The sequence below is a fragment of the Clostridium ganghwense genome (genome assembly GCF_026735165.1).
Taxonomy (GTDB): Bacteria; Bacillota; Clostridia; order Clostridiales; family Clostridiaceae; genus Clostridium_H; species Clostridium_H ganghwense.
The window spans coordinates 1258732-1274009 of the sequence record NZ_JAPQES010000001.1 but is presented as its reverse complement, the minus strand read 5'-3'; the positions used below and the strand labels follow the sequence as shown (position 1 = coordinate 1274009).

The following is a 15278-nucleotide window of genomic DNA, read 5'->3' as shown; positions in this document are numbered from 1 at the left end:
TATTTTAGAATAAAATGATTTTAGAGTAAAACTATTTTAAAATCAAATCAATTTTGTTTGACAAACATATTTTTAATACGTTAGTAATTAGGAAAGGAGATAAATAACTTATGAGAGATTTGACTAAAGGTAATGAGGCTAAGCTTATATTCTATTTTACTTTGCCTATGCTTATAGGTAATGTATTTCAACAGCTTTACAATACTATAGATAGTATTATTGTAGGAAGAGTAGTGGGAGAAAGTGGTCTTGCAGCGGTAGGCACAAGTTTCCCTATTATATTTTTACTTGTATCCTTAATTATTGGAGTAACCATGGGTTCCACCATACTGATTGCTCAATATTATGGAGCAAAGGATATGAAAAAGGTTAAAAGGACAATAGATACGGCATACATTTTTATGTTTGCAGCATCTTTAATAATGAGTGTACTAGGAATCATTTTTAGTGAGAGTATTTTACACTTGATGAATACACCACCAGAAATATTATCACAAGCAAAAAGTTATTTAAATATAATGTTTATTGGATTAATTGCTATGTTTGGTTATAACTCTATCAGTGCAATTCTTAGAGGACTTGGAGATTCAAAGACTCCCTTATATTTTTTAATATTATCTTCAGGTATAAACATAGGTTTAGATTTATTGTTTATTAAGGTCTTTGGATGGGGAGTAAGTGGAGCAGCTTGGGCAACTGTAATTGCACAGCTATGTTCTTTTATTTTTGGAGTATATTATTTAAACAAAAATCATAAAGTATTTAAGCTTAAAATAAAGGAAATGATTTTTGATAAGGAAATATTTAAGCTAAGTTTAAAAATAGGTTTACCAACAGGTGTTCAACAAATGCTTATGGCAATAGGACTTGGAGCTCTTCAAGCTTTTGTTAATGGATTTGGTAAGAATACAATGGCAGCTTTTACTGCAGCAAGTAGAATAGATTCTTTTGCAACTATGCCTATTATGAATTTTGGTGCTGCAATTTCAACTTTTGTAGGACAAAACTTAGGTGCAAATAAAATGGATAGGGTGAAAAAAGGATTTAAGGCAACGGTATTTATGTCTGGAGCATTTTCTCTATTTATTACTTTAATTATGTTCTTATTTGGAGAGAAGTTAGTAAGGCTATTCAATACAAATCCAGACGTTATTGCAATTGGATTGGATTATTTAAAGATAGTATCAGCTTTTTATGTTACTGTTGCAATTACTTTTGTAATTAATGGAGTACTAAGAGGAGCAGGAGATACCATGATTCCAATGGTTATATCTATATTATCCTTGTGGCTTATGAGAATACCAGTAGCTAAAGTGCTTTCTACTACATGGAATTCACCAAATGGAATTTGGTGGGCAACGCCTGTTGCATGGATAGTTGGTCTTGTGTTAACCATTGGTTATTATATGACTGGTAAATGGAAAAATAAGATTGCAATTAAAAGAGGAATGGTTCAAAATAGAAATGACAATGAAGATTCAGAACAAAAGCTAATACTAAAGGAAATAAGAGAATAGCAAGGGGAAGATTTGATGGAAAGTAGAGAAGTATCAAAACAATTTATAAATTTTATTATGAGTATAAGAAATTTTTTTAAAGCACAAACAAATTCTAATAGTACATCTAATGTCACTCATCAGCAATTTTCAACTTTAATGACCGTAAAGCACTTAAATAAGGCTGCTTTAAAGGATTTAAGCAAGGAAATCAAGGTTTCAAAATCAAGTCTTTGCATAATGCTTAATAAAATGGTAGATGAGGGTTATGTTGAGAGGGAAACTGATCCTAAGGATAGAAGGAATACTTTTTATAGTTTGTCTTCTAAAGGAGAAGAATTTTTAGGAATAGAAGTAGAAAATAGGTTATATAAGTTAGATAAAAGAATAGATAGATTATCAGAAGAAAGAAAAGAAAAATTTTATGAGTGTTTAGTTGAAATAGAAAAAGTTTTAGAAGAAATTTCAAATGAAGAAGCTTAGTTACTGATATTACTCAGAAAAAGCATATACTGTGTAAGATATATTTAAACAAATTTAGAATTAATTTGTAAAATAAAATGTATTTTTAACAGTACATGCTTTTTTGTTTTATTTTTAATGTTTTTTGGGCTAAAATATTAGGTATATGAATTGGACTTGAGGTGAAGTTTTTGGTTGATTTAAAGGAAAGAGCAATAAGAAATTTAACGAGTCAAACAATGTATACAAGAGGAGAAGTATATTATCTGCAAGGTAATGTGGTAGATTTGGAAACAGGTACAGTAAATAGAAAAGAAGTTGATGGAAAAATAACTGTTATTAAAGGAAATATTAAATCTGATGATGGAAATAGGATATACAAAGCTTTTGTTGAAGTTAATGAGTATGGTGGAATTGTTGATGTTAACTGTGATTGTCAAGCGTTTATGAACTATTTCCCAGCAGTTGGTGTATGTAAACATGTTATTGCACTTCTTTTAAAATACGTTAGAGAAAAAGACCTTATCTTAAAGCCTAGAGGTTCGAAAAAAATAAAAGAACTTATAAATGCTCTGAGTGATGGACTTTTAATTAAAGATAGTAATTATGGAAAAAAGCAAATAAATATAGAATATAGATATGAATATGAGAGCTATAATGGAGGATTAGCTTCTTTACAGTTAAAAGTTGGAGAAAATACTTTATATGTTGTAAAGAATATAAAGGAATTTTTAGAAGTTGTAAATAATAAGGAAAAAACTATTTATTTTGGACAGAAATTTACTTTTGATCCTACTATTCATCAATTTAAAGAAGAAGATAATGAAATAATTAAAGTTCTTATGGAAATATATGAAATGAACGATAAGGTTAGATATTTAGATAATCATAGCTATTCTTCAAATAGATTTTTAAAAGGTAAAAAAGCATATCTTATTGATAGTCAGATAAAAAGAGTATTTCCGTATTTAAAAGGAAAGGGTATAGAGGTGAAATTTGATTACGGAGATATTATTAAAGCAGAAATATTAGAAGAAGATATGCCTCTAGAATTTGATATTATGAAAGAACGTAAGGATATAGTTTTAGAGCAAAAAGGACTATTACCTATTCCTATTACAAAAGATGGAGAGTACTTTTTTTATGGTTCCAATATATATAAACCAACAAAAGAACAGAGGGAGGTTTATATACCTTTTTACCATATTCTTATAGACAGTAAACATAGAAGCATAAGATTTGATAATGAAGATAGTGAAGAACTTGCTTCATACATAATACCGAGTTTAAGAAAAGTTAGCTCAGAGGTGAATATTGATTCTGGTATAGTAGAGAACTTGTATGAAGAACCACTAAAAACAGCAATATATCTTGATAAAGAGGGAAATGGAGTAAGTGCTAAGGTAAAATATATTTATGGAGAAATAGAAATAAATCCTTTAAGGGATGAAGATATAAGAAAAGAAAAGACTATTTTAGTGAGAGATATTAGAACAGAGATAAAGTCTATAAATTCAATTCTAAACTTTGGCTTTGAAAAGGGAAAAAATAAGTTTATATTAAAGAATGATGAGAGGCTAATAGATTTTTTGCTTGAAGGTATTGAAAAGCTTCAAGAAATCGGAGAGGTATATTATTCTGAGGACTTCAAAAATGTTAAGATATATAACTCTTCTAGTATAACATCTAGTATTAAAATGAATGATGAAGACTTACTAGAATTTACCTTTGATATCGAGGGGGTAGATAGGGAAGAACTTAAAAATATTTTTGAAGCATTAAGAGAGAAAAAGAAATATTACAAGCTGAAAAAAGGAGGATTCATTCCTTTAGACAGTGAAGAGTTAAATAATTTTACAAATATGATTGACTACTTGAATATAAAAGACTCTGATTTAGATAAGGAAAAGATTCTCCTCTCAAAATATAATGCTTTATATATAGAACAGAGTATAAATGATAAAAATATTAAGATAAAAAAAGATGAAAAATTCAAAGAACTTGTAAATAATATTAGAGAAATGAAGCAGATAGAATTAAAGCCAAAGGAAGAATTGAACAAAATAATGAGAGGATATCAAAAATTTGGCTTCAAATGGCTTAAAACTTTATCTAAATGTGGATTTGGAGGAATACTAGCAGATGAAATGGGACTGGGAAAAACTCTTCAAGCTATATCATTTATTCAATCAGAGGTAGAGGAAGGAGAAAAGGTGCCTTGTTTAGTAGTAGCTCCTACTTCTTTAGTTTATAACTGGAAGGATGAAATAGAAAAGTTTGCACCAAATTTAAAAACTCTAATTATAACAGGAAGCAAGAAAGAAAGAAGAGAAAGATTAAAAGAAATATATAACTATGATATTATACTTACTTCTTATCCTCTTATTAGACGTGACATAGAAGAGTATAAGGAAATAAACTTCAAGTACAGCTTTTTAGATGAGGCTCAGTATATTAAGAATCCTAGTTCAATAAATTCAAAAGCAGTTAAGGAATTAAAGGCTAAAGGATATTTTGCATTGACAGGGACTCCAATAGAAAATTCGCTTACAGAGTTGTGGTCTATATTTGATTTTATTATGCCAGGATATCTTATGAATCATAGTAAATTTTCTCAAAAGTATGAAGGGCCTATAGTAAAAAATAATGATATGGATGCATTGAAAGAGCTAAATAAGCATATAAAGCCTTTTATATTAAGAAGAGTTAAAAAGGATGTTATAAAGGAACTGCCGCCTAAAATAGAGCATAAGGTACTAGTTGAAATGACCAGTGAACAGAAAAAAATATATGCAGCTTACTTAACTAATGCAAAAGAAGAAGTAAGCAAAGAAATAAGAGAAAAGGGATTTAAAAATAGTAAATTCAAGATTTTATCTATTCTAACAAGGTTAAGACAAATTTGCTGTGATCCTACTACTTTTATAAGTGATTTTAAAGGGGAAAGTGGTAAGATGGAGGTATTAGACAATTTATTAGAGGATAGCATAAAATCAGGACATAGAATACTATTATTCTCTCAATTTACGTCTGTATTAAAAAATATTGAAAAGAGATTAAGTAAAAATAAAATAGAGTATATGTATCTGGATGGTCAAACTAAAATGGAACATAGAGGAGAAATGGTTAAAAGCTTTAATGAAGGTGAGGGAAATGTATTTTTAATTTCTTTAAAAGCAGGTGGTACAGGACTTAATTTAACTGGAGCGGATACAGTAATTCACTTTGATCCTTGGTGGAATCCAGCAGTAGAAGAACAGGCTTCAGACAGAGCTCATAGAATCGGACAGAAAAAGACTGTTGAGGTTATAAAACTCATATCTAGAGGGACTATTGAAGAGAAGATTTATAAGCTGCAAAAAAAGAAAAAAGAGATAATTAAAAATGTTATGGATTCGGAAATTAAAGAGGAAAGCTTAATATCTCAAATGAATGAAGATGAGATTAAAGAACTTTTTATTTAGTAACCAGAGACCAGTAACCAGGTGCTAGGTAGTAGGTACTAGGTGCTAGGAAGAAGGTAAAACTATCTGTAATAAAATTATAGTGTGTAAAGGAGGCATGGGGAAATATGCTTAATAAATTGATTAGTTTTTTTACTAAAAGGAAAAGAACTATACCTGAACAGAGCTTAGTTTATACAAGGAATAGATTAAAGCACCTACTTTATAATGAAGGTAAGATTTTAGACGTAGAGATAAATGAAAGACTTGTTGAATTGGAAAAAAAGATAGAGTATTTAATAGATAAGGATTATCATATACAAATTTTAGATGAGTTAAATGGAGTACTGCTGGCATTGCTAGAGAGTAGTATTCATAAGAATAAAATACTATCAGGGTCAGTTAATAAGATAAAGAAAGCTTTGGATCAGTATGAAAATTTTATAGATGATATGATAAAAAAGTACGAAGAGGAAGAAAACAAAGAAATTGAAATGACAGAAAAAGTTATAAATGAGGAACTAGATAAGTTCAGTACCATTGTGAAAAGTATGAATGATGATATTAAGAAAGGTAAAGGAAGTATTTAAATACTTTCTTTACCTTTAATATAATATATTATTTTATAAGACTTTTTACTTGGTCATCCCATGTTTTAACATATTTACCTAGAGCCCAATGAGACATTATAACTGTTTCATTGTCTTTTAAAACAATTGTTTTTATAGGTTTTGGACTTAGATTATCATTAACGATATCATATATATAAATTTTAGAATTTGTTAATATCATTACAAAGTTTTTATTTGGAGGAGAATATGCATCTAATGCATCAGGAACCCTATGTTTTATTACATTCCAATTAGGACATAAAGAATCGTATGTTACTAGTTCTTTCGAAGCAATTATAGGAATATCAAAATCCCCAAAGCTTTCTTTGTATGTTTTAGAAGAGTAATTTAAACGACCTCTTAAAATCCATTTTCCATTTTTACGTACCACTCCAAAGCTATCAGGACGAGGAGTAGTTTCTAACTTTTGCTTATCCTCGTAGTTTAGTGAGTTTAAGTAAGTAGCTGCCCCTTGCTTTAATGCTTTAAGTCCTTGTTTTCCCATTATTTTATCTAATGAAATAGCAGAAAAATTATCAAGGTTTAAGGTATCTAATGGTTGAACTTGAAGTAAATCATATTTATATGGCTGAGAAGATTCTTTATAACGTCCACTACCATTTAATTCTAAAGATATATAGTCATTTCCGATAAAAGTGATATCTGCTAAATTATGAAATTGACCATCCTTCTTTATAGTACCTGCTCCAGATTTTAACTCAATAGGTTTTTCAAGTGGATATGGAAAGATATAATCTTTTACCCAATTTTCATCAACTTCTCTTTTAGTATCTATTTTCCAGAAACCATTTTGTCTTGGTGCTAAAATAAAAGGAAGTTCATTTACAGACATTACTGAATCACCACTAAAGTTAATCCAAAGTGTTCTATAAACAGGTTCTTTTACAGGTTCATTTGAAGAACTATAAGGCAATTTATATGAAACTGTTTTATAGGATTTCAAACCAAGCAAAATACCTGAATTAAATTGTTGTAAAATTTCAGATTTAGATAAGGGGTTAGTACTATCTTTTATTACTTTTGAGTGTTTTTCACTTTTACTAGCAGTCTCTTTATCATCATTTAATAACTTATTTAAGTTTGTATCTGCAGAACTAAGCTGAGTATTTTTTGATAAATGAAAAAATACTCCGTCTATATAAGTCATAATTTTAGTCTTATCTAATATTACGAAGGAAGCGAAAAAATTTTCGTTACTAGTAATTGTTACAACCTGAACCTCAGTTTTATCTATATCTAAAGTTTTAGGATTAATAGAATAATTTCCAATAAAATAATTTTGAGTGTTTACAGTTTTTATTTTATATTTAGGGGATTCGCAAATATCCTCATATAAAGTTACTTGATTCTCACTAAAAGAAACTGTTTTGCCTATTTTATCTTTTATTTCATTATTATTCATTGCATAAGAAGGACCAGTGTAATATTTGTTTGTCACCCAAACACCATCAAGAGGCATATCATGATTTTCAGGAGGTAAGATTTTAGCAGCATATGACATGTCACTCTTACTGCACCCAGCAAAACCGAAGGTAAAAATAAATATACACATAAATAAAAGAATTTTAAATTGTTTCATATACTACAGCCTCCTAAATTTTTAAGTATTTAAAGGGAACATAAGCTGTATTTCTGTTCCTTTATTTTCTTCGCTTAAAACTTTTAATGTTCCATTATGAAGAGCAACTATTTCACTGCAGATAGAAAGACCAATACCGTTTTTCGATTTGCTATTTTTACCTTTGTAGAATTTTTCAGTTACTTTTGGCAAATCTTCTACGGGAATACCGCAGCCAGTATCTTTTATGCTTATAAATAGTTTGTTTTCTAATGTAATAGTAGTGATTATTATCTCTCCACCACTAGGAGTAAATTTGAAAGAGTTATCTAAAATGTTCATGAATAATTGCTTAAGTCTGTTGCCGTCTGCATGTATATTTGGAAGCTTATTTTTATGCACCACTGAAAGTTTAATGTTTTCTCTTTCAGATCTTGGGTTTGCTTGTTTTACCATGTAGAATAAAAATTCTTCTAAATCAATCCAATCCTTTTTTAGAGTAATCTTACCAGAAATTAATTTTGAAAAGTCAAGAAGTTCTTCAACTAATAGAGATAGTCTATCTGCTTCATGTTCAATAATTTTAAGGCCGTCTTCAAATTCAGATTTATTCTCAGGATTACATAAGCTCAATGCTACTGCCCACCCTTTAATAGAAGTCAGCGGTGTTCTCAATTCATGAGAAACAGAAGCAATGAATTCATTTTTTAATCTTTCGTTTTTTAGTATTTCTTCAGACATATAATTTAAGGTGTCTGCGAGTTTTCCAAGTTCGTCATCAGATGTTTTTTGTATTTTTTCATTTAATTCACCAGAAGCCATTTTTTCTGCACCTATTGTTATTTTCTGTATTGGCTTGGTTATTTTATTAGATATAAAGATACTTACTATACTTGATAGTACAGTTACACATAAACCTATTAATATTAAAAATAATGAAATTGCATATACATTTTTATCAACTTTTTTTAGTGAGGTAATAAATCTAATTACCCCTTCAACTTTATTTTGGTTTTTTAATGGATAAGCCACTGCCATTATAGTTTCTTTTGAATTTGGAGATTCATAAATATAAGTCCCCAAATTTCCAGATAAAGCCTCTTTAAAGTCTGTTGAGTTTATAGGTGTAGATTGATAATATCCTATAGAGTCCATTAAAATATTACCTGAAAGGTTTAATATTTGAACTTCAGCATGAGTATTTTTCCAAAATACATCTATATCATCAGCTATATTTTCTTCAAGACCAGTTGAAGAAAGATATGTGTTGTAAAAATCAGCAGATAGCTTTATTTGATTTGAAAGAAGTTCTTGGGTATTATTATAAAAATATTTTTTCACAGAAGATATTAAAAATATTTCACAAATCACAACTGTTAATAATATTATTAAGAAGTAGCTTTTAGTTAACCGTGTTTTTATTGACTTCAAACTAACTCTCCTTCCATCTATACCCCATTCCCCAAACGGTTTCTAAATAATTTGGAGAGGATGGGTCATCTTCAAGCTTATTTCTAAGTCTACGAATATTTACATCTACTATTTTAGGATCACCTACAAAATTATATCCCCATGCTAAGTCTAAAAGCTTGTTTCTACTTAAAGCTTTATTTACATTTTGCATAAATATTTTTAAAAGTAGAAATTCTTTTGGAGTTAAATTTAGTTGTACTTCATTTTTATAAGCCACTTTGCAGCTTAAATCTAGTTTGAAAGGACCAGATACTATAATATCTGAATTTTCTTCGCTAGAAGGATTAAGACGTCTTAATAGAGAATTTATTCTTGCAGAAAGTTCTAAAGGATTAAAGGGTTTGACCATATAATCATCAGCACCATATTCTAATCCTTTAACTTTATCCATATCTTGTCCTCGTGCAGTGAGCATTATTATTCCCATGTTAGGATATTCTTTTCTTATTATTTCACACACTTGAAAACCGTCAATACCAGGCAGCATTACATCTAAAAGTATAACGTTAGGATTTTCCATATTTACTTTTTCCAAGCCTTCTTCACCACTAGGAGCTTGAATAACATCAAAGCCCTGTTTATCTAAAACTAACTTTACAAATTTTCTTATGGATTCTTCATCTTCTATAATCAATACTTTATTACTCATACAATCACCTCAAAACTATTGTCCTAAAATTATTTCACATATTGGTTAAAAAAGAATGACAATATGCTATATTGAACATAATACTTCTATAATTTTATATTAATTTTAAAATATTCTAAGTAAATTAGCTTTACTTACGTCCTTTAAATAAATAATAATCTTATTATCAGTTAATTTACAAGTAACAATTGATTCCATATTAATCACTGTAATCCTATTAAGTTAATTTAGGGTTGATTAAATTATAATATAACCTATTATCATTTAATTGCTTATAAATAATTAATTTTTAAAGTAATTTTGATAGAATTTAAATATAAATTAGGATATTTCTTAAGGTGTTAAACAAATAATTGTAAAATATGTAATAAAATAATATAATAGAATAAAGTGTTAATTTTATGGTTAAACTTTTGTTTGAACATATATTTTCATTGTAAAAGAAAGAGGTGCTTAAACTTGAGAGAGAATAATTTAAAAGTTCTAAATAGATTTAGAAAAGTTAGACCAAGTGATTATGAAAAACAAACAATGGATATAGTATTAGATAAATTTATAGAAGGATATACAACAAATAGTCAGTTAGCAGTAGGAGGATTTTGTTTACATAAACAAATCAAGTATTTATTATCTATGCTTGAGAATGAAAAAGAAATACATATAAAGAACAATGAATCATTAGATAAAATAATTAACATCTTACAAGAAGAATTAAAAAGAGAAGATATTATTGAAGAAGAAAGAAAAGATATATATAGGTTGTTAAATCAGATATGTTCTAGCTACAAAGAAAGTCAGCTGCAAAAGGCAAAACATGTAACCTCAAGACTTATAGCTGCAATGGGAATAGCAAGCTCAGTTGCAATTTCTTTGGGAACTGTATTAATACATGAAAAGTATAAAACTAAAAGAGAAAGAGAAAAATGGAATAATTATTAATAATTTAGACAATAATATTGACAGATTAAGTAATATATCATAATATTTTAACTAAGAGTTTGATAAATAAATGCATTGAAGAGAAGAGTAGTAAATGAAAGTGTCTAAAGAGAGCTAGGATAGGTGAAAGCTAGCGGCATAGAAGTTTATGAATATGGCCTTGGAGCAGGTTATCTGAATTATTTAGGGTAACACGGAAGCAGCCGTTATACTGCAGGGTGATAAAATTAACTTTAGTTAAGGAGTCACTTATTGAGGTTTTTGTTGTGAGACAAAGACGAAGTAGAGTGGTAACGCGTAAATTTACGCCTCTAAGCAGTGTAATTTGCTTAGAGGTTTTTTATATATTATTTTAAGGAGGTAATAGGAATGAATAAAGGAACATTTTACATAACTACACCTATTTATTATCCATCTGCTAAATTACATATTGGGAATACATATACTACAGTAGCAGCAGATGCTATAGCAAGATTTAAGAGACTTACAGGATATGATACTTTCTTCTTAACAGGAACAGATGAACACGGACAAAAGATTCAAAGACTTGCAGAAGCAAAGGGTGTTGCTCCAATAGAATACGTTGATGAGATTGTTGCAGGTATAAAAGACTTATGGAACATAATGAATGTAAGCTATGACAAATTTATAAGAACTACTGATGATTATCATGTTAAAACTGTTCAAAAAATATTTAAAAAACTATATGATCAAGGAGATATTTACAAAAGTGAATACGAAGGATTGTATTGTACACCATGTGAATCTTTCTGGACAGAAACTCAGCTTGTAGATGGTAAATGTCCTGATTGTGGAAGACCAGTTGAAAAGACAAAGGAAGAAGCTTATTTCTTTAAAATGTCTAAGTATGCTGATAAACTTATAGAATATATTGAAGCTCACCCAGAGTTTATACAACCAGAATCAAGAAAAAATGAAATGCTTAATAATTTCTTAAGACCAGGACTTCAAGATTTATGTATATCAAGAACTTCTTTTGATTGGGGAGTTCCTGTAACTTTTGATGACAAACATGTTATATATGTATGGATAGATGCACTTTCAAACTATATAACTGCGCTTGGGTATGATCAAGAAAATGATGAATTATATAGTAAATACTGGCCAGCAAATGTACATCTTGTAGGAAAGGATATATTAAGATTCCATACAATTTATTGGCCAATAATGCTTATGGCTTTAGACATACCACTTCCAAAACAAGTATTTGGTCATGGATGGCTTTTAGTTGATGGAGGAAAAATGTCAAAATCAAAAGGTAATGTAGTTGATCCAGCAGTTTTAGTTGATCATTTTGGCACAGATGCTGTTAGATATTATCTTTTACATGAAATACCATTTGGTCAAGATGGAATGTATACAAGTGAAATTTTTATAAAGAAGACTAATTCAGATTTAGCAAATGATCTTGGAAATCTTGTAAATAGAACAATTGCAATGATTAATAAATACTTTGAGGGAACAATTCAAGCACCTACTGTAAAAGAAGAAGTAGATGAAGATTTAATAAGAGTAGCTCTTGAAGCACCATCAAAAGCAGAAAATAGAATGAATGACCTTAAAATACCTGAAGCCCTAGATGAAATCTGGACTGTTGTAAGAAGAAGCAACAAATACATTGATGAAACTATGCCTTGGGTACTTGCTAAGGATGAATCTAAGAAAGAAAGACTTGGAGCTGTTTTATACAACCTAGTTGAAAGTTTAAGAATAGTTTCAGTAATGCTTTCAGCATTCTTACCAGAAACAAGTGAAAAGATAAACAAACAATTAAATGTAGAACTTACATCATGGGATAGTATAGCTTCATTTGATGGAACAAAAGCAGGAACAAAGGTTGAAAAGGGAGAAGCTATATTCCCAAGAATAGATGTTGAAAAGAAATTAGAAGAACTTGCAAAATTACAAGAAGAGCAAAAGAAAACAGTAGAAATACCAGAAATGGAGCCTATAAAACCAGAAATTACTATAGATGATTTTGATAAAATCGATTTAAGAGTGGCAAAAGTACTAGAATGTGAACCAGTTAAAAAAGCTAAGAAACTTCTTAAATTAAAAGTTGATTTAGGTGGAGAGGTAAGACAGGTAGTATCTGGTATAGCTAAATACTATAAACCAGAAGAAATGGTTGGAAAATATATAGTTCTTGTAGCTAACTTAAAACCTGTAAAATTAATGGGAGAATTATCACAAGGAATGATACTTGCTGCATCAGATGATAAAGATAAATTAGTAGTAGTAAATCCAGGTGAATTACCAACAGGAAGTAGAGTAAAATAAAATTTTAAACAGTTATTGATAAAGCCCTATGTTTTTTAAACATAGGGCTTTTAAAGAACAATATTCACTGTAGTAAAGTAACTAAAAGAATAATTTTACAAAAATAATAGTATATTTTAATTATGAGTAATTTTTTGAAAGGATATACTATGGGAAGTTACAATGAAGTAGGAATAGCTAACTTTCGAATTGCACTATTGATTATTACTTATTTTATTCAAGCTTTAACTTATTATAAGTTAGCAGAAAAAGCTAAGCTGGAAAATAGGTGGATAGCGTTTATACCAATACTACAATTCATATTATTTTTTCATATTATTAATAGGAGTGCCTGGTATATTTTATTTGGCTTGTTGGCACTTATACCTTTTGTTGGACCATTAGTATTAGCAGTATTATCAATATATTGGAGTGTTAAATTTTATCAGGCATTTGGAATAGAAACTCTATTAATTGTTATTGCAGTAATTATACCTTTTGTTGGATATATAGTACAGTTGTATATGGCATTTTCTGAATCAGTTGAGTATCAAATTACAAATGAGTATCAAGTATATTAGAGAATATTAAGAAGAAAATAGGAACGTTGACATTCGGTTAATGTTCCTGTTTCATAATTTCTTCCTTTAGTACCCAAGAAAAGCATATACTATGTGAAATGTGTTTCTAATAGTATATGCTTTTGTTCTTTTTCTTTAATTTTTTGGTTTGGTATAGTAAAATGATTAATAGTTAAAATACATGTATAATGTTATAAAATATGCAATAGTCGCAGAAAGGGAGATAATATGATATCAAAGCTTTTGTTTGCAGCAGCAATAGGTGCTGTTATAGGGTACATAACTAACTGGTTAGCTATAAAAATGTTGTTTCGTCCACATACAGAAAAAAGAATTTTGGGTATGAAAATTCCTTTTACTCCAGGACTTATTCCAAAAGAGAAGGATAGAATTGCTAAAAGTGTAGGGGAGGCTATAGGTACTCATCTTTTGACGAGTGAAACTATGGTTAAAGCTCTTAAAACTAATGGAATAGATGAAAAATTTAAAAAGTGGGTTGAAAGAAAAATTATAGAAATTGAGAAAAGCAGAGTTTCTATAGGAGAACAAATAAAAAATATAGTTGGAGATAAATACAAAAGTTTTATTGCATTTATAAAAAGAAAAGTAACAGAAATTGTTCTATTTAGTATTAGAAAAGAAGAGTTTAAAAAAGAGGCTGAAAATGTAATACTAGATAGTATGAAAAAAGAATTTTTAAAGAATCCTAGTAGCATTTTAGAAAGTGAACTTTATAGAAAAATAAGAGAAGATTTAATTAATAAAGCAAAGACATACAAGGAGTCAACTGAATTCAATACTAAAATGCAAAAGATTATTGAAGGTAAGCTTAAAGAACTAGAGAATTTAGATAAGACTCTAGAAGAAGTTTTACCAGCCAGCTTTGTAAGCACAATTAAGGTATACGTGTACAGTAAAAATTATGATATATCTATGTCTATAAAAGATATGCTTAAAGAAGATCATATAAAACAAAAGATAAAAGATGCTATTACAGGAATGGTGAGCTCAAATTTAAATCCAATGGTAGCAATGTTTTTAAATCCTGATATGATTTATGATAAGCTTTCTTCTATTGTTGAAGAGAATTTAGACAAGGAAGATATTCAAAAAGAGGTTGCATTATTTATTAATGAACTAATAGATAAGATTCTTAAAAATAAAGTTTCAGATATCCTTTCAAATGTTTCAGAAGAAGGAAAGGATAGAAATGTAAGACTATTAAGTGATATTGTAATTAATAAAGTTATAGAAAATAATTTTATAGATGAAATTATAGACTCTTTAGAAAATAAAATAAGAAATAGGGAAAGTATACAGGATGTACTTTTAGAAGTAAATATAAATTCAGAAAAGTTAATTAGGAATTTTGTAAGAGATAAATTAGATTATTTAGTAGAAAACAAAGAAGTTGAAGAAAAAATTAGTCTATATGTTAATTCTTCAATCGATAAAGTTTTAGGAATTACTTTAGAAGAGATTTCAAAAGGTAACGAGAAAAAGGTTTCCAAGGTTGCTTCAAATATAGCAGGCATTATATTTGAAAGATTCATTACTAAAAAAGCAGGAGATTTGATTGAAGCTTTTGATATAAAGAAAATAGTAGAAGATAGGATAAATTCTTTTGACGTGGCCTTTGCAGAAGAAATTATATTAGAAATTGCAAGTAAGGAACTAAGTGCCATAACTTGGCTTGGAGCTTTACTTGGATGCATAATGGGATTTGTATCTACATTAATTGCAGCAGTATAGTATAGGAGGAAAT

General features: G+C 28.7%; 11 protein-coding genes and 1 other annotated feature. Of the genes, 8 read left to right on the top strand and 3 right to left on the bottom strand.

The features are described 5' to 3' along the window. Positions 1-110 precede the first annotated feature (110 nt). The 4 genes from OXH55_RS05745 (at position 111) to OXH55_RS05730 (ending at position 5991) form a co-directional block, all read left to right on the top strand. Positions 111-1517: an MATE family efflux transporter gene (locus OXH55_RS05745; protein WP_268048715.1), complete on the top strand. Its 1407-nt coding sequence runs from the start codon at positions 111-113 to the stop codon at positions 1515-1517. Positions 1518-1532: 15 nt separating this feature from the next. Further along, entirely contained in the window at positions 1533-1979 is a 447-nt protein-coding gene (locus OXH55_RS05740; protein WP_268048714.1) for a MarR family winged helix-turn-helix transcriptional regulator, read from the top strand. A gap of 218 nt (positions 1980-2197) precedes the next feature. Then, a complete protein-coding gene (locus OXH55_RS05735; protein ID WP_418921829.1) occupies positions 2198-5422 on the top strand; it encodes an SNF2 helicase associated domain-containing protein in 3225 nt (1074 codons plus the stop codon). 107 nt (positions 5423-5529) lie between these two features. Then, positions 5530-5991 (top strand): hypothetical protein, encoded by a 462-nt coding sequence (locus tag OXH55_RS05730; protein ID WP_268048710.1) that lies wholly within the window; start codon positions 5530-5532, stop codon positions 5989-5991. Positions 5992-6019: 28 nt separating this feature from the next. Here OXH55_RS05730 and OXH55_RS05725 read toward each other — a convergent pair whose 3' ends face one another. Genes OXH55_RS05725 through OXH55_RS05715 form a run of 3 tightly spaced genes read right to left on the bottom strand, consistent with a single transcriptional unit; the run spans position 6020 to position 9713 of the window. Continuing rightward, the gene (locus OXH55_RS05725) at positions 6020-7612 is read right to left on the bottom strand and encodes a hypothetical protein (protein ID WP_268048708.1); all 1593 of its coding nucleotides are present in this window, start codon (positions 7610-7612) and stop codon (positions 6020-6022) included. A 21-nt stretch (positions 7613-7633) separates the two neighbouring features. Then, positions 7634-9022, bottom strand: coding sequence for a sensor histidine kinase (locus OXH55_RS05720; protein WP_268048706.1), 1389 nt, complete (start codon positions 9020-9022; stop codon positions 7634-7636). Between the two features lies 1 nt (position 9023). Further along, on the bottom strand, positions 9024-9713 hold the full coding sequence (locus OXH55_RS05715; protein ID WP_268048704.1) for a response regulator transcription factor: 690 nt from the start codon (positions 9711-9713) through the stop codon (positions 9024-9026). Positions 9714-10172: 459 nt separating this feature from the next. Here OXH55_RS05715 and OXH55_RS05710 point away from each other — a divergent pair, with 459 nt between their 5' ends. From OXH55_RS05710 to OXH55_RS05695, 4 genes are all read left to right on the top strand, one after another. After that, positions 10173-10652 (top strand): hypothetical protein, encoded by a 480-nt coding sequence (locus OXH55_RS05710; protein WP_268048702.1) that lies wholly within the window; start codon positions 10173-10175, stop codon positions 10650-10652. A 66-nt stretch (positions 10653-10718) separates the two neighbouring features. Next, positions 10719-10968, top strand: a binding site (T-box leader). 53 nt (positions 10969-11021) lie between these two features. After that, positions 11022-12953 (top strand): methionine--tRNA ligase, encoded by a 1932-nt coding sequence (gene metG / locus OXH55_RS05705; protein WP_268048700.1) that lies wholly within the window; start codon positions 11022-11024, stop codon positions 12951-12953. A 122-nt stretch (positions 12954-13075) separates the two neighbouring features. Then, positions 13076-13513: a DUF5684 domain-containing protein gene (locus tag OXH55_RS05700; protein WP_268048699.1), complete on the top strand. Its 438-nt coding sequence runs from the start codon at positions 13076-13078 to the stop codon at positions 13511-13513. Between the two features lie 228 nt (positions 13514-13741). Further along, positions 13742-15265 carry a DUF445 family protein gene (locus tag OXH55_RS05695; protein WP_268048697.1) on the top strand — a complete coding sequence of 508 codons (1524 nt, stop codon included), beginning with the start codon at positions 13742-13744 and terminating at the stop codon, positions 15263-15265. Positions 15266-15278 lie beyond the last annotated feature (13 nt).

Bases quoted from the DNA above. Each gene is read 5' to 3' on its own strand.
- OXH55_RS05745 (WP_268048715.1), top strand. From the start codon at position 111: ATGAGAGATTTGACTAAAGGTAATGAGGCTAAGCTTATATTCTATTTT.
- OXH55_RS05740 (WP_268048714.1), top strand. From the start codon at position 1,533: ATGGAAAGTAGAGAAGTATCAAAACAATTTATAAATTTTATTATGAGT.
- OXH55_RS05735 (WP_418921829.1), top strand. From the start codon at position 2,198: ATGTATACAAGAGGAGAAGTATATTATCTGCAAGGTAATGTGGTAGAT.
- OXH55_RS05730 (WP_268048710.1), top strand. From the start codon at position 5,530: ATGCTTAATAAATTGATTAGTTTTTTTACTAAAAGGAAAAGAACTATA.
- OXH55_RS05725 (WP_268048708.1), bottom strand. From the start codon at position 7,612: ATGAAACAATTTAAAATTCTTTTATTTATGTGTATATTTATTTTTACC.
- OXH55_RS05715 (WP_268048704.1), bottom strand. From the start codon at position 9,713: ATGAGTAATAAAGTATTGATTATAGAAGATGAAGAATCCATAAGAAAA.
- metG (WP_268048700.1), top strand. From the start codon at position 11,022: ATGAATAAAGGAACATTTTACATAACTACACCTATTTATTATCCATCT.
- OXH55_RS05700 (WP_268048699.1), top strand. From the start codon at position 13,076: ATGAGTAATTTTTTGAAAGGATATACTATGGGAAGTTACAATGAAGTA.
- OXH55_RS05695 (WP_268048697.1), top strand. From the start codon at position 13,742: ATGATATCAAAGCTTTTGTTTGCAGCAGCAATAGGTGCTGTTATAGGG.